Below are 21,257 nucleotides of genomic sequence, written 5' to 3' on the forward strand. Positions count from 1 at the left end.
TGTCACTGCTCCTGGGGACGGTGCTCCGGCTGGTGCTGCCGGGTCGGGGGGAAGTCTGCGGTATCGGTGGTGTGTACGGCGAGCGTGCGGTCCGGATTCAGCCGGACGACGATGTGACGGCGCCAGTTCGCGTCGTCGCGGTCGGCGTGGTCCTCACGCCAGTGGCAGCCGCGGGTCTCCTCGCGCTGCCGGGCGGCGGCGACCAGGACGCGCGCGACGCACAGGAGGTTGGTGGCCTCCCAGGTGTCGACGCCGGGCTCGGCCGTCTTGCCGTTCTCGTCGAGGGCGTCGCGGGCCTCGCTGTGCAGCCTGTGAAGGTGGTCGGCGGCCCTCTCCAAGGACTGGGCGGAGCGCAGGACGCCCGCGCCGTCGGTCATGATCCGCTGGATGGCGAACCGGGCCTCGGGGGCCAGCAGCGGGTGCGCGGGCTTCTCCGGGCGCTCGACGGGCGCCGGCACGCGCGCGTGGAGGCCGTCGTCCGCCCGGCTCGCGGCGATGTCGGCGACGATGCGCTCGGCGTAGACGAGGCCCTCGAGGAGCGAGTTCGACGCGAGCCGGTTCGCGCCGTGGACGCCGGTGCAGGCGACCTCACCGCACGCGTACAGGCCCGGCACGGTCGTGCGGCCGTGGGAGTCGGTGCGCACGCCTCCGGAGGCGTAGTGGGCGGCCGGGGCGACCGGGACGGGCTCGGTGACCGGGTCGATGCCGTGCGCCCGGCAGGCGGCGAGGATCGTCGGGAAGCGGTGCTCCCACATGTCGGCGCCGAAGTGCCGGGCGTCGAGGAACATGTGCTCGGCGTCCTGCTCCTGCATACGGCGCATGATGCCCTTGGCGACGATGTCGCGGGGCGCGAGCTCGGCGAGCTCGTGCTGTCCGACCATGAAGCGCACGCCGTCCGCGTCCACCAGGTGGGCGCCCTCACCGCGCACGGCCTCCGAGACGAGGGGCTGCTGGCCCTCCGCGTCGGCGCCGAGGAACAGCACGGTCGGATGGAACTGGACGAACTCCAGGTCGGAGACCTCCGCGCCCGCGCGCAGGGCCAGCGCCACGCCGTCGCCTGTGGACACCGACGGGTTGGTGGTGGCGGAGAACACCTGCCCCATGCCGCCGGTCGCCAGGACGACCGCGGGCGCGTGCACGGCGCCCACGCCGTCGTGCTGCCCCTCGCCCATGACGTGCAGGGTGACGCCCGCGGTGCGGCCGTCGGCGTCCGTGAGCAGGTCCAGGACGAGCGCGTTCTCGATCGTGCGCAAGCCACGCGCGCGTACCGCTTCGACGAGCGCGCGGGAGATCTCCGCGCCGGTCGCGTCGCCGCCCGCGTGCGCGATACGGCGGCGGTGGTGGCCGCCCTCGCGGGTGAGCTCCAGGCCGCCTTCCTCGGACTCGTCGAAGTGGGCGCCGGTCTCGATCAGCCGGCGCACGGCGTCGGGGCCTTCGGTGACGAGGATCCGTACGGCGTCCTCGTCGCACAGGCCCGCGCCCGCCACCAACGTGTCGTCCAGGTGCTGTTCCGGCGTGTCGCCCTCGCCCAGGGCCGCTGCTATGCCGCCCTGCGCCCAGCGGGTGGAGCCGTCGTCGAGGCGGGCCTTGGTGACGACGACCGTCTTCAGGCCGGCGGCCTCGCAGCGCAGGGCCGCGGTCAGGCCGGCGACGCCGGAGCCGACGACGACGACGTCCGCGGCGATGCTCCACCCGGGCGCGGGCGCGTGCAGTCGTATGCCTGTGCTGGTCACGAGGCGGCTCCGAAGGTGAGGGGGAGGTTGTCGATCAGCCGGGTCGTGCCGACCCGGGCGGCGACGGCGAGGACTGCCTCGCCGGTGAAGTCGTCCTCGATCTCGGTGAAGTCGGACGGGTCGACGAGCGCGAGGTAGTCCAGTTGCAGCGGCGGGTCGAGCCGGGCGGCGTCGTCGAGGACCATGCGGGCGGCCGCGCGGACGGCCGCGGGGTTGCCGGGCGTTGCCTTGGCGACGGCGTGCGCGTCGGCGGCCGCGCGGGACTCCCCTATGGCGCTGAGCGCCTCGGCACGCGCCTGCGTGGCGGGCACCTCACGCGCGCGTGCCCGCAGCGCCTCCTGCGCGGCGTGCCGGTCACCGCCCGCGAAGAGGGCCTGGGAGAGCGCGAGCGCGGTGCGCCGCTCCTTGGCGGACAGATAGCGGTTGCGGCTGGACAGGGCCAGCCCGTCGTCCTCGCGCACGGTGGGTACGGCGACGATCTCCACACCGAAGTTCAGGTCCCGCACCATGCGACGGATCAGGGCGAGCTGCTGGGCGTCCTTCTGTCCGAACAGGGCCACGTCGGGCCGGGTGAGGTGCAGCAGCTTGGCGACGACGGTGAGCATGCCGTCGAAGTGCCCGGGGCGCGAACTGCCCTCCAGGCGCTCCCCCATGGGGCCCGCCGTGATGCGGACCTGGGGCTCGCCACCCGGGTAGACCTCGTCCACGGCAGGGGCGAACACGACGTCCGCTCCGGCCTGCTCGGCGATCTTGACGTCGGCGTCCAGGGTGCGCGGATAGCGGTCGAGGTCTTCGCCCGCGCCGAACTGCAGCGGGTTGACGAAGACCGTGACGACGACCTCGCCGTCCGGCCCGGCGAGCTCGCGGGCGGTGCGCACGAGGGTGGCGTGGCCCTCGTGCAGGGCGCCCATGGTCATCACGACGGCCCGGCGGCCGCCACGCGTGCGTGCGTGCAGTTCGTCGGCGGTGCGCAGCAGGGTGGTGGTCATCCGGCGTCTCCTTCGGTGCCGTGCGGGCCGGGAGTTCCGGGGCTGCCGGGAGTGCCGTGGGCGCCCTCGGCGAGCACGCCGAGGAGGTCCTGGGCGAGTTCGGGCTTGAGGAGCCCGTGGGCGAGTGCGCGGTCTGCGGTCGCGCGGGCCATCGCGAGGTAGCCGGCGACGGTCTGCGGGGCGTGCTCGCGCAGCTCCGCGACGTGCGCGGCGACCGTGCCCGCGTCCCCGCGCGCGACGGGGCCGGTGAGCGCCCCGTCGCCGGAGCGCAGCGCGTTGTCGAGGGCGGCGCCGAGGAGCGGGCCGAGCATCCGGTCGGGGGCGTCGACGCCGGCCGCGCGCAGCAGCTCCATGGACTGGGCGACCAGGGTGACCAGGTGGTTGGCGCCCAGGGCGAGGGCCGCGTGGTAGAGCGGCCGACGTTCCTCGGCGATCCACTCCGGCTCGCCGCCCATCTCGATCACGAGGGCCTCCGCGGCCAGCCGCAGCTCGTCGGGCGCCGTGACGCCGAAGGAGCAGCCGGCCAGGCGCTGGACGTCCACGGGCGTGCCGGTGAACGTCATCGCCGGGTGCAGCGCGAGCGGCAGCGCGCCCGCGCGCAGGGCGGGGTCGAGGACCTTCGTGCCGTACCGCCCGGAGGTGTGCACGAGCAGCTGGCCCGGACGTACGGCGCCGGTCTCGGCGAGGCCCTCCACGAGGCCGGGCAGGGTGTCGTCGGGGACGGTCAGCAGCACCAGGTCGGAGCGCTGGAGGACCTCGGCGGGCGGGACGAGGGGCACGTCGGGCAACAGGAGGGCGGCGCGCCGCCTGGAGGCGTCGGAGACGCCGGAGACGGCGACCGGGCGGTGCCCGGCGAGCTGGAGGGACGCGGCCAGGGCGGGACCCACCCGGCCGGCGCCGACCACGCCCACGGCGAGCCGCGCGGGGCGGTCCCTGGGGTCTGGCTGCTGGGCTGTACTCACGCGACGACGGCCTTCCGTTCCAGTCCGCTCCGGGTACCGGACGATTTCTCGTCATGTTAACGCGATCGGTTCGAGGGGCGTCCGGTTGTCCACAGGCTGTGGGCTTTCCCACCCGCCTCCCACCCGCCTCCCGCCGGCCTCCCACCGGCCTCCCACTGGCTTCCCACCCGCTTCCCCATTGTTTCCCCGCTGCCTCCCCGGCTGCTTGCCGGTGCGGGGCCGGGGGCCGTAAATGCGCGTGCCGACGCGAGCCGCCGCACGGCATCATCCGGGGCATGGCGAACACGGCAGAGCACGACGACGAGAAGACGGCGCGGCAGCGCCTGCGGGAGCGGCGGGCGGTCGCCTTCCGGGAGGCGGAACGCGTCCTGTCGCGCGGCGGCTTCCGGAGCCCGCTGCGGGATCGGCTGGCCCTGCTACAGGAGGCCGCACACGTCTACGACCTGGACGAACCCGCGGACATCTATGGCGACGGGGTCGTGGAGGCCCTTGAGAGGCGGGTCGCCGGGCTGCTGGGGACGGAGGCCGCGGCGTTCTTCCCGACCGGCACGATGGCCCAGCAGATCGCCCTGCGCTGCTGGGCGGGCCGCACCGGCAACCCCACGGTCGCGCTGCACGCGCTGAGTCATCCCGAGGTATGGGAGCGGGGCGCGTTCAGCACCGTCAGCGAGCTGCGCACGGTCCAGGTGACCCGCGAGCCCCGCCTGCCCACGGCCGAGGAGGTCCGCGCCTTCGAGGAGCCCTTCGGAGCGCTGATGCTGGAACTGCCCCTCAGGGACGCCGGTTTCGTACTGCCGTCCTGGGAGGAGCTCACCGATGTCGTCGAGGCGGCGCGCGAACGCGACGCGGTGGTGCACTTCGACGGCGCGCGCCTGTGGGAGACGACCCACCACTTCGGCCGCCCCCTGCACGAGATAGCGGACCTGGCGGACAGCGTCTATGTGTCGTTCTACAAGTCCCTCGACGGCTTCGGCGGCGCCGCGCTCGCCGGCCCGAAGTCGCTGGTGGAGGAGGCGAAGACCTGGCGGCACCGCTACGGCGGAATGATCTTCCAGCAGTTCCCCACCGCCCTGTCCGCCCTCATCGGCCTGGAGAGGGAACTGCCCCGGCTGCCGGAATACGTGGCCCACGCGCGCGTGGTGGCCGCCGCACTGCGTGAGGGGTTCGCCGAGGCCGGTGTGCCGTGGGCCCGCGTGCACCCCGAGGCGCCGCACACCCACGAGTTCCAGGTCTGGCTGCCGTACGAGGCGGACGTGCTCGCCGAAGCGGCGGCGCTCCAGGCCGAGGAGACGAAGACGATGCTCTTCGCCACCGCCTGGGAGCGCGGCGGCCCGGGGCTGTCCCTCACCGAGGTCCCCGTCCGCGCCGCCGGCCTCACATGGACGGCGGACGACGTGAAGGCGGCGGTCGCGGACTTCATGGACCGGGTGGCAAGCGTGGCCGAGGAGACCCGCAAACAGAGGGTCAGCGGGTAGGGGGCGGCAGGTAGGAGGTCAGGCGGGGTCAGCAGGCAGGGCGCGGGCGCAGTCGGCGGGCCAGGGCCCGCCGCAGCCTCCCGCGCGCGGGACGGCCCGCGAGGACCGCGCGGAACTGCTGGTGGTCGCGCAGTTCGCGCATCACCTGCCAGTCGTGGGCTCCGGGTGCCGGGACGGGGGGCTCGCCGTGCTGCCGGGCGCGGTAGGCGTCGAGGGCGTACTGCTGCGTGATGCTCATGGCCGATGCCTCTTCAGGTCTTCAGGACGTGTCCGGTCTTCAGGACGTGTCCGGTCTTCAGGACGTGTCGGGACGTGGAAGGGGAATCCGGAAGGCTCCGCGGCGGCCCCCGGTGTCCTCAGGCTGCGCCCGGCCCGCGCCCCGCGTCGCGTCGATTGACGGCGGCCGTCAATCGGGAACCCGTTGTCAGTGGCGGGGTGCACCATGAGGGCATGGGCGTGAACATCGACATCGCGGGGCTGCGGCCGGAGAGGGTCGCCGTCGTTCCTTCGCCCCTGGCCGAGCTCGGTCAGGCGCTGCACGCACTGTCCGAGCCGGGGCACCACCCCGGTCTGCAGGGCTGGGTCACCGGCGTCACCGCCCGGCTCGACCCACGGCTGGCCGACCGGATGTGCGAGGCCGACTTCCTGTGGCGGACGACGTTCTCGGACCTCTTCCTGCCCTACGCGGGCATCCCGGGCCGCAGCACGCTCCCCGGAGCCACGCTCGCCGAGGAACTCGACCTCCTGGACAAACTGACGGACGACGAGTTCGTGGACCTCGCCCTGGAGTTCACCTGCGCGCCCGGGTACGACCTGCCGAGCCCCAGCGTCCTCTCCGACCCCGCACTGCAGAGCCGCACCTTCGAACTGGCCGCCTCGCGCGGACCGCGCCAGGTGCGGTTCACCCGGCGGGTGCTCGATGACCCGCCACGCGTGCGTGCCTGGCTGAGGGAGTTCCTGGAGGACTGCGAAGAGACGTTCTTCGCCGATGTCTGGGCCCGCGTGAGTCACACTCTCGCCGCGGACACCCGCCACAAGACGGATCTGCTGCGCCGCAAGGGCCTGGCGGAAGCGCTCACCGCGGTGTCCCCGGCCGTGACACTGGATGAGCAGGCCGCGCGGATCGTCGTCGACAAACTGGTCGACGGCCGCTGCGCCACAGGCGACGGGGGCCTGTTGCTGGTGCCGACGAGTCTCGGCTGGCCGCACCTGGCGGTGCTGCACCGGTACGGCTGGCAGCCGGTGATCCACTACCCGGTCGGTTCGCCGGAGCTGGCGTCACCGCCGTCGGTGGAGCAGCTGACGCTGCGGCTGACCGCGCTGTCCCACCCGGTCCGGATGCGGATCTGCCGCCAGCTGGCCCGCAGCGCCTACACCACGACCGAGCTGGCCCAGGTCCACGGTGTGACGGCCCCCGAGATATCCCGGCACCTCGGTGTCCTGAAGAAGGCGGGCCTGCTCACCACGCGCCGGCGCGGCCGGTATGTGCTGCACCAGCTCGACGTGACCGTGGTGGCCCGGCTGGGCAGCGACTTCCTGGAGGGGATACTCCGCTAGGCCTGTCCAGGTGGGCTCGGGGCAGCTGGGCCGTGACAGTTGGGGGCGTGACAGCTGAGGCCGTCAGCCGGGGGGGTCAGTGGCCGCCCGCGCGGACGAGCCCCGTCTCATACGCCAGGACCACCACCTGGACCCGGTCGCGCAGCCCCAGCTTGGTGAGGATGCGGCCCACATGGGTCTTGACGGTCGCCTCGGACAGCACCAGCCGGGCCGCGATCTCCCCGTTGGACAGCCCCTGGGCGACCAGCACCATCACCTCGCGCTCCCGCTCCGTGAGCCGCTCCAGCCCCTTGTGCCGGGGTTCCTTGCCGGCGCTGGGCAGCATCGGCGCGAACCGGTCGAGGAGCCGGCGGGTGGTGGACGGGGCGACCACCGCGTCACCGCTGTGCACGGAGCGGATGGCGGTGAGGAGCTCGCCCGGCGGCACGTCCTTCAGCATGAACCCCGAGGCACCGGCCTTCAGCCCCGAGAACGCGTACTCGTCCAGGTCGAAGGTGGTCAGGATCAGCACCTTCGGCGGGTCGGGCTCCGCGCAGATGCGCCGGGTGGCCTCCACGCCGTCCAGCTTCGGCATACGGACGTCCATCAGCACGACGTCCACCTCCGTGGACCGCACCACCTGCAGGGCCTCGACCCCGTCGCCCGCCTCCGCCACGACCTCCATGTCCGGCTGGGCGGCGAGCACCATCCGGAACCCGGTGCGCAGCAGCACCTGGTCGTCGACGAGCATCACGCGGATGGTCATGAGGTCCTCTTCCGTGGGTCTTCGCTGGATGGGCGCGAGGGTGGGGGCGTGACAGGTGTCAACAGGGGGCGCGCATCGGCGTCAATGCGCGGGTTTGAGCGGGAGCAGAGCGCTGATGCGGAATCCTCCGCCGGGCCTCGGGCCCGCGTCCAGGGTGCCGCCCACCATGCCGACCCGCTCGCGCATGCCGATCAGGCCATGGCCCGCGCCGTCGGCGCCGCCCTCCTCGTACAGCTCGTGCGGGGCGCCCTTGCCGTCGTCCTCGACGAGCAGGCCGAGGCCGTCGTCGAAGTAGACCAGGCGCACGCTCGCGCCCGCGTTCGGTCCGCCGTGCTTGCGCGTGTTCGTCAGCGCCTCCTGCACGATGCGGTACGCCGTCAGCTCCACGCCGCTGGGCAGGGGCCGCGCAGTGCCCTCGACCTTGAAGTCCACCGGCAGACCCGAACCGCGGCACTGCTCGACGAGATCCTCGATCTGCTCGACGTCCGGCTGCGGCACGTACTCGCCGCCCTCCTGGTGCTCGCCGGTGCGCAGCACGCCCAGCAGGCGGCGCATCTCGGCGAGGGCCTGGCGGCCGGTGGAGGAGATCGTCTCCAGGGCCTTCTTCGCCTGGTCGGGCGCCGCGTCGAGGACATAGGCGGCGCCGTCGGCCTGCACCACCATCACCGACACGTTGTGGGCGACGACATCGTGCAGCTCGCGCGCGATGCGGGCGCGCTCGGCGGCGACCGCGACCTTCGCCTGTGCCGCGCGCTCCTTCTCCAGCCGGGCGGCGCGCTCCTCCAGTTGCGCGAAGTACGCGCGACGGGTGCGAATGGAGTCGCCCAGCACCCAGGCGAGGGCGAACGGCACCGTCTGGAAGACGATGACCGCGAACTGGCCCGGCACGCCGGCGTTCTCGTGCGGCCAGCGCACCTGCGCCAGGGTGGCCGCGCTCAGCGCCATGACCAGGGAGAGGCGGGAGGCCCAGCGGGCGCCGATCGCGGCGACCGTGTAGACGATCACCAGCAGGGCGGAGTCGGCCGCCGTGACCCCGACGTTCAGCACCAGCTGAGCCAGTCCGAGCGCCGCGGCAAGCACGAGCATCTGCTCGGGCATACGCCGACGCAACGCGATGACCAGGCACAACAGAAACACGACCGGCACCAGCAGCGCCATGGAGTCGGTGCCGCCGCGGTCTTGTCCCGCGGTTCCGGCAGCCGCGGAGATCCCGAACACGACGAGGGCCCAGAAGCCGTCGACCCAGGTCGGGTGTCTGCGGAGGAAGTCATAGAGGCGCTGCACGTAACCCAGCGTAGGGAAGGCCGATGCGTGCAGGGGTCAACCGGAGGGCCGATCCGATCCGGGCGCGCGTACTCCGCAAGGTGGATGCCGTGATCACCTGTACGCCTAGTCTGACCGGATGGTGGACGAGGTGACCGATCCGGGCGCGTGGCGCGGCTGGCGGGCGGCGACGCAGACCGCGCTGTACGGCACGGACACGACGGGCGGCTTCTACCGGCGGCCCGAGGGTCCGGCCGGGCACTTCCGCACGTCCGTGCACGCCTCGCCGCTGTTCGCCGGGGCCGTGGCCCGGCTGCTGTGCCGGGTCGACGAGGCGCTGGGCCGTCCCGCCTCGCTCGACTTCGTCGACATGGCCGCCGGCCGGGGCGAACTGGTCACCGCGGTGCTCGCCGCGCTCCCCGCCGACGTGGCGGCGCGCACGCGCGCGTACGCCGTCGAAGTCGCCGGCCGCCCCGAGGGCCTCGCTCACCGGATCGAGTGGCTGCCCGAGCCCCCACGACAGGTCACCGGGCTGTTGTTCGCCAACGAGTGGCTGGACAACGTACCCGTGGAGGTCGCGGAGGTCGACGCCGCGGGGGTGGCGCGGCTGGTGCTCGTCCGGGGCGACGGGGTCGAACGCCTCGGGGAGCCGGTCTCCGGCGCGGAGGCGGAATGGCTCGACCGCTGGTGGCCGTGGCCGTCGCCGCGCGAGGAAGGGCTCCGCGCGGAGATCGGACTGCCGCGGGACACCGCGTGGGCGTCCGCCGTCGGCTCCGTCGTACGGGGGCTCGCGGTGGCCGTGGACTATGCGCACTCGGCGCACGCACGCCCCCCGTTCGGGACGCTCACCGGCTTCCGGGAGGGCCGTGAGACGGCGCCCGTGCCGGACGGGTCCTGCGACATCACGGCCCACGTCGCGCTGGACGCGTGCGCGGAGGCGGGCGAAAGGGGTTCCCGCGCCCGCCTGCTCACCCAACGCACGGCGCTGCACACCCTGGGTGTGACCGGCGCACGCCCCCCGCTCGCGCTCGCCTCCACCGACCCCGCGGCCTACGTGCGCGCCCTCACGAGCGCCGGAGAGGCCGCCGAGCTCACCGCGACGGGCGGCCTGGGCGACTTCGGGTGGCTCCTCCAGCCGGTTGGAATTCCGGACCCGCTCGCCACTGCGGTGTGATCCCTACTTGTCGATGTCCCCGACCACGAAGAACATCGACCCCAGGATCGCCACCATGTCCGCGACCAACGTGCCCGGCAGCAGTTCGGTGAGCGCCTGGATGTTGTTGTACGACGCCGAGCGCAGCTTCAGCCGGTACGGGGTCTTCTCGCCCTTGCTGACGAGGTAGTAGCCGTTGATGCCGAGGGGGTTCTCGGTCCACGCGTACGTGTGCCCCTCGGGCGCCTTGAGGACCTTCGGGAGCCGCTGGTTGATCGGGCCGGGCGGCAGGTCGGCGAGCCGGTCGAGGCAGGCGTCCGCGAGGTCGAGCGCGTTGTGCGTCTGCTCCAGGAGGCACTCGAAGCGCGCGAGGCAGTCGCCCTCGGTCCGGTGCACCACCTTCAGGGTGTCCTGCAGCTCCCCGTACGCGAGATAGGGCTCGTCGCGGCGCAGGTCGAAGTCGACGCCCGAGGCCCGCGCGATGGGCCCGCTCACGCCATACGCGTGCACGTGCTCCGGCGCGAGGACGCCCACGTCCCGCGTGCGCCCCCGGAAGATCTCGTTGCCGAGCACGAGGTCGTCGAAGACGTCCATGCGGGAACGCACCGCGGCGACGGCGCCGCGCGCGCGTGTGGACCAGCCGGCCGGGATGTCCTCCTTGAGGCCGCCGACGCGGTTGAACATGTAGTGCATGCGCCCGCCGGAGACCTCCTCCATGACGTTCTGGAGCACCTCGCGCTCGCGGAAGGCGTAGAAGACCGGTGTGATGCCGCCCAGTTCCAGCGGATACGACCCCAGGAACATCAGGTGGTTCAGCACCCGGTTCAGCTCGGCGAGCAGCGTGCGGGTCCACACCGCGCGCGGGGGCACCTCCATGCCGAGCATCCGCTCCACCGCGAGGACCACACCCAGCTCGTTCGAGAACGCCGACAGCCAGTCGTGACGGTTGGCGAGCATGACGATCTGGCGGTAGTCGCGGGCCTCGAACAGCTTCTCCGCACCACGGTGCATGTAACCGATCACCGGCTCCGCGTGCCGGATGCGCTCGCCGTCCAGCACGAGCCGCAGCCGCAGCACACCGTGCGTGGAGGGGTGCTGGGGACCGATGTTGAGCACCATGTCGGTGCTCTCCGCGGCACCGCCGATCCCGACCGTGGTCTCCGTCGTAGGAGTCATGCATCACAGTCTCCCCTACGTACGCTGGCCGCATGGAAACGGGGAGCCCTGGGGGCCTGGAGACGACGGACAGCGGATCGGCCGGACCCGTGTGGACCGGACTGCCGTCGGGGCTGCTGCGGATGCGACGACTGTTGCTGGTGGTGTGGCTGGGGCTGGCGGCCGTCGGCATCGGGCTGCCGCTCGGCCTGTTCGCCGGCCCCGCGTGGGCGGCGTTCGCGGTGCTGCCGCTGGCCGGCGTCGGCTGGGGGTGGGTGCTGCTCGGCCGCAACTGGCGCTCCTGGCGGTACGCCGAGCGGGCCGACGACCTGCTGATCAGCCGGGGTGTGCTGTGGCGTGAGGAGACCGTCGTGCCCTACGGACGCATGCAGCTCGTGGAGGTCACCTCGGGTCCCGTCGAGCGGCACTTCGGGCTGGCCAGCGTCCAGCTGCACACCGCGGCCGCCGCGACCGACGCGACCATCCCGGGCCTGGACCCGGCCGAGGCGGAGCGGCTGCGCGACCGGCTCACCGAGCTCGGCGAGGCCCGATCGGCGGGACTGTGACGACGCCGGGCGTCGAGGACGACGCCCCGCACCCGCCCGACGAGGCGAACGCGTACGGCATACCGGACGGGCCCGCACCCGGCGCTCGCCCGCAGCGGCCCGTCACCGAGCGCAGGCTGCACCCCGTCACGCCGTTCCGGCGGGCGTGGGCGCCGATCGCGGTCCTCGTCGGATGGGCGGTGCACGACCCGAACCAGGCGCAGGAGCAGCTGACCCGGCTCACCACCACGGCCCTGCTGATCGCGCTCGCCGTCATCGTCCCCGCCGCCTCCCTCTACGGCTTTCTGACCTGGTGGTTCACCCACTTCGCGGTGACGGACAGCGAACTGCGCATACGGACCGGCCTGCTGTTCCGGCGCACCGCGCACATCCGGCTGGAACGCATCCAGGCGATCGACGTCAGCCAGCCGCTGCTGGCACGGATCGCGGGCGTCGCGAAGCTCCGGCTCGACGTGGTCGGCGCCGAGAAGAAGGACGAACTCGCCTTCCTGAGCGAGGAAGAGGCCCGCACGCTGCGGGCGGAGCTGCTCGCGCGGGCGGCCGGTTTCGCCCCCGAGTCGGCGCACGAAGTGGGCGAGGCGCCCGCGCGCGAGCTGTTGCGCGTCCCGGCGCGCAAGCTGGCGATCTCCCTGCTGCTGACCGGTGCGACCTGGGGCGCGCTGGCCGCCGCGCTCGTCGTGCCGCCGGTGCTGTGGCTGGCCACCCACAGCGTGTGGACGGTCCTCGCGACCGGCGTGCCGCTGCTCGGCGCGGCGGGCGCGAGCAGCGTGGGACGGTTCGTCGGCGAGTACGACTGGACCGTGGGCGAGTCCCCGGACGGGCTGCGGATCGACCACGGGCTGCTGGACCGTACGCACGAGACCGTTCCGCCCGGACGCGTACAGAGCGTGCGGATCGTCCGGCCGCTGCTGTGGCGGCGGCTCGGCTGGGTGCGCGTCGAGCTGCATGTGGCGGGCTCGGCCAACTCCGTGCTCGTGCCGGTCGCCCCGCGCGAGGCCGCGGAGGCCGTCGTCGCGCGCGTGCTGCCCGGGGTGAGCGTCCCGGCCGAGGACTCGCTGTCGCGCCCGCCGCGGCGGGCCGGGCGGTGTGCGCCGGTGTGGTGGCGGGGCTACGGGATCGCCGTCACGGACAGCGTGTTCGCCGCCCGGCACGGACTGCTGCGCCGCAGCCTGACGCTCGTGCCGCACGCCAAGGTGCAGAGCGTGCGGCTGACGCAAGGGCCCTGGCAGCGCCTGTGGCGCCTCGCGGACGTCCACGTGGACACGGGAGCCGGCAAGACCGTCACAGCCCGCCTGCGAGACGCACAGGAGGCCGCGGAGCTGCTCCGCGGCCAGGCCGAACGATCACGGACCGGGCGCCTGGACGCCCGGCCCGACCGGTGGATGGCTTAGGACTGCACGACAGCGGCGTCAGGAGACGGCGCTGCGCAGCCCCTGGAGGTCGATCACCTCGGTCTCGTCGTGGGCGGTCAGGTCGATCACCTGGCCCACACCGCGCGACGCCTCGTCGACCGGCTTGAACTCCGCCTCGGACTCGGCCTTGTGCAGCGCGAGGGCCTCCTGGCCGACGACGTCGGCGAGGTCCTCGTTCTGCACCGACTCCAGCGTGTCGGACGACGACGCGCTCTTCGTGCCGAAGAAGTCGAACCCGCCCTCGGCCGTCGGACGCCGTACGGGCTGCGTGGCCGGTACGACGGCCACGGCGGTCGGCACGGCGAAGTGGCCGGAGGGGCGCTGCACGGGAGCGGCGGGACGGCGGACGAGCGCGGAGCCGACCTCGGCGGCGGGCGCAGGGGCGGCCGGGGCGGGGGCCGGCGACGGCTCGGGCCGCGCGGGCTCCGCCTCGTCCGCGTTCTCCGCGCGGATCACGCCGACCGCACCGGCCGCGTCGTCCGCCTCATGCGCCTCATGCGCCTCGTTCGCCTCATGCGCCTCGTTTGCTTCATGCGCCTCGTTTGCTTCATGCGCCTCGGCAGAGGTCTCTTCCGGGGCGTCCAGCTTCGCCTCGTCGCTCTTCGCGACCTCGTTCCGCGGAGCGGCGATGGCCTCGTCAGCCGTGTGGGGGGCGACCGCGCGCGCGTGCTCGTCGGCCGCCTCGGGCTTCCCCTGCGCTTCGTCCTCCTGCGCGGCCTCCGCCTCGCCACCGCCGGCGGTGACCTCCACGGAAGTCGTCCGCGCGGGCTCCTCCTCGGCGTGGTCCTCGCTCTTCGCGGGCTTGGCGGAGTCTGTGTCGAAGCGGGCCAGCGCCACCTGCGCCCGCAGGAACAGCTTCGATCCCTCGGGGGAGAAGACCGCCGGGGCCTTCGGCTCCTCCTCGGCCGACTCCCCTGACTCCCCCGACTCCGCCGCCTGCCCGGACTCCGCCGACTCGACGGACTCGACCGCCTCCGGGGTCTCCTCGGCCTTCTCGGCCTCCTGTGCCTCGGTGTCCGTCTCGACTGCGTCCTCGCGCTCGGGGGCCTCGAGGTCCCGCGGACCGGGAGTGCCGGTCGGCTCGGCGTCCTGCGCCGTGCGCGCGGCAGGCAGTGCGGGCGAGGGAGCCGCTTCTATCTCGAGCAGGCGGCGGCCCTCCAGGGCGCTGGCGCGCTCGGTCTCCGCGGTGGCGTAGCGGCGCAGCAGCGCGGCGTGCTCGTTGCGCAGGCCGGCCAGTTCGGCGCGCTTGGACCGCAGCCGCTGTTCCAGCTTGACGCGCAGCTCACGCGATTCGTCGAGGTCGCTCTCCAGTTCGGCGACGCGTTCCTCGTAGCGCCATTCGTCACCGGCACGCGCGCGCGTGAGGTCGGCGACCTGCTTGCCCGCCTGCATGTCCCAGCGGCGCATCACGACCGCCCCGACGATCGCCGTCGCCGCGGCGGCCGCGGCCAGACCCCGGAGCACCGTCGGCTCCGTGAACACCCAGGGGCCTAGGGCGCAGAGAAGGGAGACGCTTGCGATCGCCGAGGGAGGCAGCAGCCTGTGCAAAGGTGGGGAATGGCGGTGACGTCCACGTGGCATGGCCAGAAACTTACCGCGCGTAGGCGAATGTTGGCGCCCCGCCCCGCAAAAACACAGCCATACCGAAGTCTTCACAGGACATCAGCAAACAGCGCTGCCGACGAATTCGACGGGAAGCAAGATCATTTCCGGTCGGAGCCGCCGAAGGGCGCTGTCACCGGTCGCCCAGCCGCCCGCTGATCCACTGCAGCACCGGCGGGATCTCCCGCCGCCAGGTGTTGAAGTTGTGCCCGCCGCTGTCCAGGACGATCGACGAGATCCGGGTTTTGCCCGTACCCTTCGCCAGCGCTATGAACTTCATGGTTGCCTTGTAGTTGGATTCTCCAACCTTGCTGGTGGTGACCAGCAGGGAGGTATTCGGAGCGGAACGGTTCTTCAGATACCAGAGCAAATCCGCCTCGTTGCGCAGCGTCTTGTTCCCGTGGAAGAGATCACCCGTGGTCGGGTCGATCGGCGCCTTGTAGTACGCCGAAAGGCCCACACCGGCCGCGTAGACCTCCGGGTGGTGCATCGCCAGCTTCAGGGCGCAGTAGCCGCCCGTGGAGTCGCCGATGATCCCCCAGTTGCCGGGCTTCTTGCCCACCCGGTAGTGGGCCGTCACGGCGTCCGGCAGGTCCTTCGCGAAGAACGACTCGGTCTGCGGGCCGCCCGGGATGTCCACACACTCCGTGTCCCGCGGCGGCGCGACCGTCGGCCGCAGCATCACCAGGATCATCGGCTGCATACGCCCGTCCTTGGCGAGCTCCCGCGCGGTGCTCGGGTAGTGCAACTTGTTGACGAGCGCCTCCGCCGTACCGGGGTATCCCGTCAGGATGACGGCCGCGGGGAACGTACGCGTGCGGTACGCCGGGTCGAAGTACTCCGGCGGCAGATACACGTACGCGGTCGTGGCTATGTGCGTCGTCCTCCCGTTGACGGCGACCTTCTGGACCTGCCCGCCCAGCTGCGGCCGCCCGCTGCCCCCGCCGTCCACGCGTCGCGTGTCGACGACCTGCAGCGGCCCCGCGGGGCCCCCGTCCGCCGCATGGTCGACGACCACGCCCTGGTCGGTCTCCTTGCCGAAGAGGTCCGCCCAGCTGGCGTAGAAGCCGAAGGCCTGGTTGGCGGAGAGCCCGACCGACGCGAACAGCGCCAACTGGGTGGCGAGCAGCAGGCCGACGCGCCCGCTGACGGCCCGCCAGCTGCGCCGGGCCAGGCGCGGCCACAGCCACACCGTGCCGACGAACAGCGAGAGGGCGAACAGCACTGACAACAGCAGCACTTTGTTGCTCGTGAGACCCACGATGGTTTCCTGCCTGCTCTCCGTCGGGGAACACGCCCGTCCCCCCGACTCCTTCGCGAGGGCTTGTCCCAGACTTTCCTTGGCCTTTTCAGTGGCTTTGAGGAAACGAGTGAACCTCTCAGCCCTAGACACCGTCCTAGAGGGCGCAATGTCGCCGGATGCCCGAATCGGCACCGGGTTCAAGGTCTCTCGCGGAACTACGGGATGCGATGTCTGTCACGGAAGATGGGGAAATGTCGGGCGGGGTTCCGCACCGATCAAGCCGGGTGCGGCAGATAGTGCGAGGTCCGCGCCCCGAGTCCGTACCTGCCCTCGTCGGCAGAGCGTGTGCCCTCGTGGGTCTGCTGGACGTCGCCGCGGGTGTCTTCCCGCGGTTCCGGCACAGCCGTATGCACACCTTCGCGGAGGTGCTGCCCGGCTCCTTCGGGCCCTTCGTGGCCGCGCTGTCGCTGAGCGCCGGCGTCCTGCTGCTGCTGCTCGCCCACGGCCTCAAGCGCAGCAAGCGGCGCGCCTGGCGTGCGGCGGTGGTGCTGCTTCCGGCGGGCGCGGTCGCACAGTTCGTGTACCGGCACTCGATCGTGGGCGCGCTCATCTCGGTCGCGCTCCTGGTGCCGCTGCTGCTGCATCGCGACCAGTTCGCGGCGCTGCCCGATCCGCGCAGCCGCTGGCGCGCGCTGGCCAACTTCGTCCTCATGGGAGCCGGTTCCCTCGGTCTGGGACTGGTCATCGTCAGCGTCCACCCCAACCGCATGATCGGCGACCCGAGCCTGGCCGATCGCATTACGCACGTCCTGTACGGCCTCTTCGGCTTCGAGGGCCCGGTCGACTACCAGGGCAACACCTCCTGGACCGTCGCCTTCTCGCTGGGCGCCCTGGGCTGGATCACCGCGGTGACGACGATCTACCTCGCGTTCCGTCCCGAACACCCCGCCGCACGCCTCACCGAGGAGGACGAGTCCCGCCTCAGGGCGCTCCTCGCCAAGCACGGCCGCCGCGACTCCCTCGGCCACTTCGCCCTGCGCCGCGACAAGGCCGTCGTCTTCTCCCCCAGCGGCAAGGCCGCCGTCACCTACCGCGTCGTCTCCGGCGTGATGCTCGCCAGCGGCGACCCCATCGGCGACGTCGAGGCCTGGCCCGGCGCCATCGAGCGCTTCATGGACGAGGCCAAGGCCCACTCCTGGACCCCGGCCGTCATGGGCTGCTCCGAGACCGGCGGCGAGGTCTGGACCCGAGAGACCGGCCTGGACGCCCTCGAACTGGGCGACGAGGCGGTGGTGGACGTCGCGGATTTCTCCCTCGCCGGCCGCGCGATGCGCAACGTGCGCCAGATGGTCAAGCGCATCGAACGCGCCGGTTACGAGACCCGCGTACGGCGCGTGGGTGACCTCGGCGAAGCCGAACTCGAGCGCGTCCGCCGCGCCGCCGAGGACTGGCGCGGCACCGACACCGAACGCGGCTTCTCCATGGCCCTCGGCCGCATCGGCGACCCGGGCGACGGCGACTGCCTCATCGCCACCGCCCACAAGGCCGACGAGACCCCCGGCGAGTACGGCGACCTCAAGGCGATCCTGCACTTCGTGCCCTGGGGCCCCGACGGCGCCTCTCTGGACCTGATGCGCCGCGACCGCTCCGCCGACCCCGGCATGAACGAACTCCTCATCGTCGCCGCCCTCCAGGCCGCCCCCAAGTTCGACATCACCCGCGTCTCGCTGAACTTCGCGATGTTCCGCTCGGCCCTCGCCCGTGGCGAGAAGATCGGCGCCGGACCCGTCCTGCGCGCCTGGCGCGGCCTGCTGGTCTTCCTCTCCCGCTGGTTCCAGATCGAGTCCCTGTACAAGTTCAACGCCAAGTTCCAGCCCCGCTGGGAACCCCGCTTCGTCGTCTACCGGGCCTCCGGCGACCTCCCCCGCATCGGCTTCGCCGCCATGCAGGCCGAAGGCTTCGTCAACCTCGCCCTCCCCCTGCCGCGCTTCCTGCGCCGCCGCTCCACCGCGGCACGCGCGTGTGCGCACACGATGGCGGAGAGAGACGTACGGGCGGCATAGCCGCACGATGGAGGTAACGGGACCCGGGCCCGGGCCGCACCGCGGTCCGGGCCCTTCCTGGGCCTACGCTGAACGTATGAGCAAGCAGAGCGGACGCGGGCGCGTCGACGGCCTTCCGGATTGGGACCGCTGCGCGGTCATGGGAGTCGTCAACGTGACCCCCGACTCCTTCTCCGACGGCGGCCGCTGGTTCGACACGACGGCCGCCGTCAAGCACGGCCTCCAACTCGTCGCCGAGGGCGCGGACCTGGTCGACGTCGGCGGCGAGTCCACCCGCCCCGGCGCCACCCGCGTCGACGAGGCCGAGGAGCTGCGCCGGGTCGTTCCCGTCGTCCGCGGTCTCGCCTCCGAGGGCGTCGTCGTCTCCGTCGACACGATGCGCGCCTCCGTCGCCGCCCAGGCCCTCGCGGCCGGCGCCGCCCTCGTCAACGACGTCAGCGGCGGCCTCGCCGACCCGGCGATGATCCCGGCCGTGGCGGACGCGGGCGCGCCCTTTGTCGTCATGCACTGGCGCGGCTTCCTGGAGGGCGGCAACGTCAAGGGCGTCTACGCCGACGTCGTCGCCGACGTCATGGACGAACTGCACGCGCGCGTGGACGCCGTCCTGGCGGGCGGCATCCCCCCGGACCGCATCGTCGTCGACCCGGGCCTCGGCTTCTCCAAGGAGGCCGACCACGACCTCTCGCTGCTGGCCCACCTCGACCGCCTGCGGTCCCTCGGCCATCCGCTGCTCGTCGCCGCCTCCCGCAAGCGCTTCCTCGGCCGCGTCCTCGCCGGCCCCGGAAGCGCGCCGCCGCCCGCGCGCGAGCGCGACGCCGCCACGGCCGCCGTCTCCGCCCTCGTCGCACAGGCCGGCGCCTGGGCGGTCCGCGTGCACGAGGTACGCGCGACGGCGGACGCGGTACGGGTCGCACGCGCCGTGGAGGAGGCGCGCGAGGCAGGCGACACGCCCGGCACGCACAACACTCAGGACGCGCACCCCGGCGCACACCGTCCGCACGGCCCGCACGGCGCAGAAGGAGCCCGGTGAGCGCCCCCCACACCGATGTCGAGCAGGTCGAGGCCGCCAACACCGCCTTCTACGAAGCACTGGAACAGGGCGACTTCGAAGGGGTGTCCTCGCTCTGGCTCACCCCGGCCGACCTGGGCGTGGACGAGACCTACCACGACCCGGCGGACGTCGGCGTGATCTCCTGCGTGCACCCCGGCTGGCCCGTGCTGACCGGCCGCGGCGAGGTCCTCAGGTCGTACGCGCTGATCATGGCGAACACCGACTACATCCAGTTCTTCCTCACCGATGTGCATGTCTCCGTCACCGGCGACACCGCGGTCGTGACCTGTACCGAGAACATCCTCAGCGGCGGCCCCGCGCCGGAGGCCGGCGAGGAGCTCGGGCCGCTCGTCGGTCAGCTGGTGGTCGCCACGAACGTGTTCCGCCGCACGTCCGACGGCTGGAAGCTGTGGTCGCACCACGGCTCTCCGGTGCTGGCCGAAAACGACGAGCCCGAGGACTCCGAGGACGAGGACACCCCCTCCTGAACGGGTAGAGGACCCACAGGGACCAAGAAGTGGTTGGAATCACGAACCCGTGGGTAGGCGCGGCTACCGACGTGTGAGCCGCCGGGCGTCCCAAGGAAAACACCCGGTGAACACTCCTGGCTCCGACCCGGGCCACCGCGGCCGGGGCCAGGGTCTGTCAGTGCTCGCAGGTAGATTCGTTCGAGGGCCGGGGCGTTGCCCGCACCCGGTACGCACCGGCCGAACCGACGACTGCAGGAGGATTCGCGTGGATCGTGTCGCGCTGCGCGGCCTGAAGGCCCGCGGGTACCACGGCGTGTTCCCCAAGGAACGCGAGGAGGGCCAGACCTTCATCGTGGACCTCGTCCTGGGCCTGGACACCCGACCGGCCGCCGCCGACGACGACCTGGCGAAGACCGTGCACTACGGCATCGTGGCGGAGGAGGTCGTGGCCGTCGTCCAGGGCGACCCCGTCGACCTCATCGAGACGCTCGCCGAGCGCATCGCCCAGGCCTGCCTGAAGCACGAAGGGGTCCAGGAGGTCGAGGTCTGCGTCCACAAACCGGACGCCCCGATCACCGTCCCCTTCGACGACGTGACCGTCACCATCACCCGGAGCCGTGCATGACCGCGTTCTTCACCGAGGGCCAGAGCGACCCGACCGTACAGCCGGTACCCGCCTCCGTCGTCGAGAAGGTCGACGCCGCCGACACCACCCTGCACAACCCCCAACGGGCCGTGATCTCCCTCGGCGCCAACCTCGGCAACCGTCTGGAGACCCTCCAGGGCGCCATCGACGCCCTGGAGGACACCCCGGGCGTCCGCATCAAGGCCGTCTCCCCGGTGTACGAGACCGAACCGTGGGGCGTCGAGCCCGGCAGCCAGCCGTCGTACTTCAACGCGGTGATCCTGCTGAAGACGACCCTGCCGCCGTCCTCGCTCCTGGAGCGGGCGCACGCCGTCGAGGAGGCCTTCCACCGGGTGCGGGACGAGCGCTGGGGTGCGCGCACCCTCGACGTCGACATCGTCGCGTACGCCGACGTCGTCGACGACGACCCGAGCCTCACGCTCCCCCACCCCCGCGCCCACGAACGCGCCTTCGTCCTCGCCCCCTGGCACGACGTGGAGCCCGAGGCCCAACTCCCCGGCCGCGGCGCGGTCGCCGACCTCCTCGACGCCGTCACCCGCGAGGGCATCGCGGCCCGCAAGGACCTGGAACTCCAGCTGCCCGAGTAGTCGTTAAGGTCAGGAAGACCACTGCCCGCGCGCTGTCCGCGCCCGCGGGCTCGGGGGAGCTGAAGGGACACCGTGAGAGAGCTGCGCATCAGGGTGCTGGCCGGCGTGTTCGTCGTCGCCGCGATCCTGTCCTGGGCGGGCGCCCGCCTCTGGAACTCGATCGGGACCCTCCCCAGCGTCCCGCTGGCCGCCCCCATCGTGCTCGCCCTGATCGCCGTGGTCCTGCTCGCGACGGCGTTCTCGCTGCGCGGGCGTCTCAAGGCCCAGCGTGAGCGGCGCCCCGAGGCCAAGGGCGTCGACCCCTTGATGGCGGCCCGCGCTGTCGTCTTCGGTCAGGCCAGCGCCCTGGTGGCCGCCCTGGTCTCCGGCATGTACGGAGGCACGGGCGTCTTCCTCCTGGAGTCCCTCGACATCCCGGCCCGTCGCGATCAGGCCATCTACGCGGGCTTCTCGGTCCTGGCGGGCATCGCGGTCATAGCGGCGGCCATGTTCCTGGAACGCGTCTGCAGGCTCCCCGAGGACGACGACCACCAAAACGGCGCAGCGTCGACGGCGTGACACCGCGCGTGCGAACGCAGGCGGGGC

20 protein-coding genes are annotated in these 21,257 nt (G+C 72.6%); 11 read left to right on the forward strand and 9 right to left on the reverse strand.

Annotated features, from left to right (window positions below):
- Window positions 1-2 precede the first annotated feature (2 nt).
- The 3 genes from ACZ5SK_RS13320 to ACZ5SK_RS13330 are packed head-to-tail and all read right to left on the reverse strand — an operon-like array spanning window position 3 to window position 3,684.
- A complete protein-coding gene (locus ACZ5SK_RS13320; RefSeq protein ID WP_334578073.1) occupies window positions 3-1,733 on the reverse strand; it encodes an L-aspartate oxidase in 1,731 nt (576 codons plus the stop codon).
- A complete protein-coding gene (panC, locus tag ACZ5SK_RS13325; protein ID WP_334578074.1) occupies window positions 1,730-2,722 on the reverse strand; it encodes a pantoate--beta-alanine ligase in 993 nt (330 codons plus the stop codon). Before panC ends, ACZ5SK_RS13320 begins: the two co-directional genes overlap by 4 nt.
- Window positions 2,719-3,684, reverse strand: coding sequence for a Rossmann-like and DUF2520 domain-containing protein (locus ACZ5SK_RS13330; protein WP_334578075.1), 966 nt, complete (start codon window positions 3,682-3,684; stop codon window positions 2,719-2,721). The genes panC and ACZ5SK_RS13330 overlap by 4 nt, the downstream gene beginning before the upstream one ends.
- A 275-nt stretch (window positions 3,685-3,959) precedes the next feature.
- Here ACZ5SK_RS13330 and ACZ5SK_RS13335 point away from each other — a divergent pair, with 275 nt between their 5' ends.
- Window positions 3,960-5,159, forward strand: coding sequence for a threonine aldolase family protein (locus ACZ5SK_RS13335; protein ID WP_457495484.1), 1,200 nt, complete (start codon window positions 3,960-3,962; stop codon window positions 5,157-5,159).
- A gap of 28 nt (window positions 5,160-5,187) precedes the next feature.
- On the opposite strand, the gene ACZ5SK_RS13340 is transcribed toward ACZ5SK_RS13335, so the two are convergent.
- The gene (locus ACZ5SK_RS13340) at window positions 5,188-5,397 is read right to left on the reverse strand and encodes a hypothetical protein (RefSeq protein WP_334578077.1); all 210 of its coding nucleotides are present in this window, start codon (window positions 5,395-5,397) and stop codon (window positions 5,188-5,190) included.
- Window positions 5,398-5,609: 212 nt separating this feature from the next.
- Between ACZ5SK_RS13340 and ACZ5SK_RS13345 the strand changes: the two genes are divergently transcribed.
- On the forward strand, window positions 5,610-6,716 hold the full coding sequence (locus tag ACZ5SK_RS13345; protein ID WP_361708551.1) for a DUF5937 family protein: 1,107 nt from the start codon (window positions 5,610-5,612) through the stop codon (window positions 6,714-6,716).
- Between the two features lie 76 nt (window positions 6,717-6,792).
- Here the strand turns inward: ACZ5SK_RS13345 and ACZ5SK_RS13350 are convergent, their stop codons facing one another.
- Both ACZ5SK_RS13350 and ACZ5SK_RS13355 read right to left on the reverse strand, forming a co-directional pair.
- Entirely contained in the window at window positions 6,793-7,461 is a 669-nt protein-coding gene (locus ACZ5SK_RS13350) for a response regulator transcription factor (RefSeq protein WP_334578079.1), read from the reverse strand.
- 81 nt (window positions 7,462-7,542) lie between these two features.
- Window positions 7,543-8,745: a sensor histidine kinase gene (locus ACZ5SK_RS13355; RefSeq protein ID WP_334578080.1), complete on the reverse strand. Its 1,203-nt coding sequence runs from the start codon at window positions 8,743-8,745 to the stop codon at window positions 7,543-7,545.
- 118 nt (window positions 8,746-8,863) lie between these two features.
- Between ACZ5SK_RS13355 and ACZ5SK_RS13360 the strand changes: the two genes are divergently transcribed.
- A complete protein-coding gene (locus ACZ5SK_RS13360) occupies window positions 8,864-9,898 on the forward strand; it encodes an SAM-dependent methyltransferase (protein ID WP_468418801.1) in 1,035 nt (344 codons plus the stop codon).
- A 3-nt stretch (window positions 9,899-9,901) separates the two neighbouring features.
- Here the strand turns inward: ACZ5SK_RS13360 and ACZ5SK_RS13365 are convergent, their stop codons facing one another.
- A complete protein-coding gene (locus ACZ5SK_RS13365) occupies window positions 9,902-11,053 on the reverse strand; it encodes an NADH-quinone oxidoreductase subunit D (RefSeq protein ID WP_079660690.1) in 1,152 nt (383 codons plus the stop codon).
- Between the two features lie 32 nt (window positions 11,054-11,085).
- On the opposite strand from ACZ5SK_RS13365, the gene ACZ5SK_RS13370 reads away from it, so the two are divergent.
- Both ACZ5SK_RS13370 and ACZ5SK_RS13375 read left to right on the forward strand, forming a co-directional pair.
- Window positions 11,086-11,598, forward strand: a complete 513-nt coding sequence (locus ACZ5SK_RS13370; protein ID WP_468158664.1) for a PH domain-containing protein — start codon at window positions 11,086-11,088, stop codon at window positions 11,596-11,598.
- A 59-nt stretch (window positions 11,599-11,657) separates the two neighbouring features.
- Complete coding sequence (locus ACZ5SK_RS13375) at window positions 11,658-12,989, forward strand: PH domain-containing protein (protein WP_468576112.1); 1,332 nt, start codon at window positions 11,658-11,660, stop codon at window positions 12,987-12,989.
- Window positions 12,990-13,007: 18 nt separating this feature from the next.
- Here the strand turns inward: ACZ5SK_RS13375 and ACZ5SK_RS13380 are convergent, their stop codons facing one another.
- Window positions 13,008-14,591, reverse strand: coding sequence for a hypothetical protein (locus ACZ5SK_RS13380; protein ID WP_468575992.1), 1,584 nt, complete (start codon window positions 14,589-14,591; stop codon window positions 13,008-13,010).
- Window positions 14,592-14,745: 154 nt separating this feature from the next.
- On the reverse strand, window positions 14,746-15,873 hold the full coding sequence (locus tag ACZ5SK_RS13385) for an alpha/beta hydrolase (protein ID WP_334578084.1): 1,128 nt from the start codon (window positions 15,871-15,873) through the stop codon (window positions 14,746-14,748).
- 233 nt (window positions 15,874-16,106) lie between these two features.
- Here ACZ5SK_RS13385 and ACZ5SK_RS13390 point away from each other — a divergent pair, with 233 nt between their 5' ends.
- The 6 genes from ACZ5SK_RS13390 to ACZ5SK_RS13415 all read left to right on the forward strand — a co-directional run bounded on the left by ACZ5SK_RS13390 (window position 16,107) and on the right by ACZ5SK_RS13415 (window position 21,230).
- Complete coding sequence (locus ACZ5SK_RS13390; protein ID WP_334578085.1) at window positions 16,107-17,918, forward strand: phosphatidylglycerol lysyltransferase domain-containing protein; 1,812 nt, start codon at window positions 16,107-16,109, stop codon at window positions 17,916-17,918.
- A gap of 76 nt (window positions 17,919-17,994) precedes the next feature.
- On the forward strand, window positions 17,995-18,948 hold the full coding sequence (gene folP, locus ACZ5SK_RS13395) for a dihydropteroate synthase (protein WP_334578086.1): 954 nt from the start codon (window positions 17,995-17,997) through the stop codon (window positions 18,946-18,948).
- A complete protein-coding gene (locus ACZ5SK_RS13400) occupies window positions 18,945-19,457 on the forward strand; it encodes a nuclear transport factor 2 family protein (RefSeq protein WP_334578087.1) in 513 nt (170 codons plus the stop codon). Before folP ends, ACZ5SK_RS13400 begins: the two co-directional genes overlap by 4 nt.
- Before the next feature lie 247 nt (window positions 19,458-19,704).
- Window positions 19,705-20,064, forward strand: a complete 360-nt coding sequence (folB, locus tag ACZ5SK_RS13405) for a dihydroneopterin aldolase (RefSeq protein ID WP_079660698.1) — start codon at window positions 19,705-19,707, stop codon at window positions 20,062-20,064.
- Complete coding sequence (folK, locus tag ACZ5SK_RS13410; RefSeq protein WP_334578088.1) at window positions 20,061-20,672, forward strand: 2-amino-4-hydroxy-6-hydroxymethyldihydropteridine diphosphokinase; 612 nt, start codon at window positions 20,061-20,063, stop codon at window positions 20,670-20,672. The genes folB and folK overlap by 4 nt, the downstream gene beginning before the upstream one ends.
- Window positions 20,673-20,744: 72 nt before the next feature.
- Window positions 20,745-21,230, forward strand: a complete 486-nt coding sequence (locus tag ACZ5SK_RS13415; RefSeq protein ID WP_334578089.1) for a DUF3180 domain-containing protein — start codon at window positions 20,745-20,747, stop codon at window positions 21,228-21,230.
- Window positions 21,231-21,257 lie beyond the last annotated feature (27 nt).

The sequence above is a fragment of the Streptomyces sp. NPDC031474 genome, from assembly GCF_055581185.1.

Bases quoted from the DNA above. Each gene is read 5' to 3' on its own strand.
- panC (WP_334578074.1), bottom strand. From the start codon at position 2,722: ATGACCACCACCCTGCTGCGCACCGCCGACGAACTGCACGCACGCACG.
- ACZ5SK_RS13335 (WP_457495484.1), top strand. From the start codon at position 3,960: ATGGCGAACACGGCAGAGCACGACGACGAGAAGACGGCGCGGCAGCGC.
- ACZ5SK_RS13340 (WP_334578077.1), bottom strand. From the start codon at position 5,397: ATGAGCATCACGCAGCAGTACGCCCTCGACGCCTACCGCGCCCGGCAG.
- ACZ5SK_RS13345 (WP_361708551.1), top strand. From the start codon at position 5,610: ATGGGCGTGAACATCGACATCGCGGGGCTGCGGCCGGAGAGGGTCGCC.
- ACZ5SK_RS13350 (WP_334578079.1), bottom strand. From the start codon at position 7,461: ATGACCATCCGCGTGATGCTCGTCGACGACCAGGTGCTGCTGCGCACC.
- ACZ5SK_RS13360 (WP_468418801.1), top strand. From the start codon at position 8,864: ATGGTGGACGAGGTGACCGATCCGGGCGCGTGGCGCGGCTGGCGGGCG.
- ACZ5SK_RS13365 (WP_079660690.1), bottom strand. From the start codon at position 11,053: ATGACTCCTACGACGGAGACCACGGTCGGGATCGGCGGTGCCGCGGAG.
- ACZ5SK_RS13370 (WP_468158664.1), top strand. From the start codon at position 11,086: ATGGAAACGGGGAGCCCTGGGGGCCTGGAGACGACGGACAGCGGATCG.
- ACZ5SK_RS13380 (WP_468575992.1), bottom strand. From the start codon at position 14,591: ATGCCACGTGGACGTCACCGCCATTCCCCACCTTTGCACAGGCTGCTG.
- ACZ5SK_RS13390 (WP_334578085.1), top strand. From the start codon at position 16,107: ATGTCGGGCGGGGTTCCGCACCGATCAAGCCGGGTGCGGCAGATAGTG.
- folP (WP_334578086.1), top strand. From the start codon at position 17,995: ATGAGCAAGCAGAGCGGACGCGGGCGCGTCGACGGCCTTCCGGATTGG.
- folK (WP_334578088.1), top strand. From the start codon at position 20,061: ATGACCGCGTTCTTCACCGAGGGCCAGAGCGACCCGACCGTACAGCCG.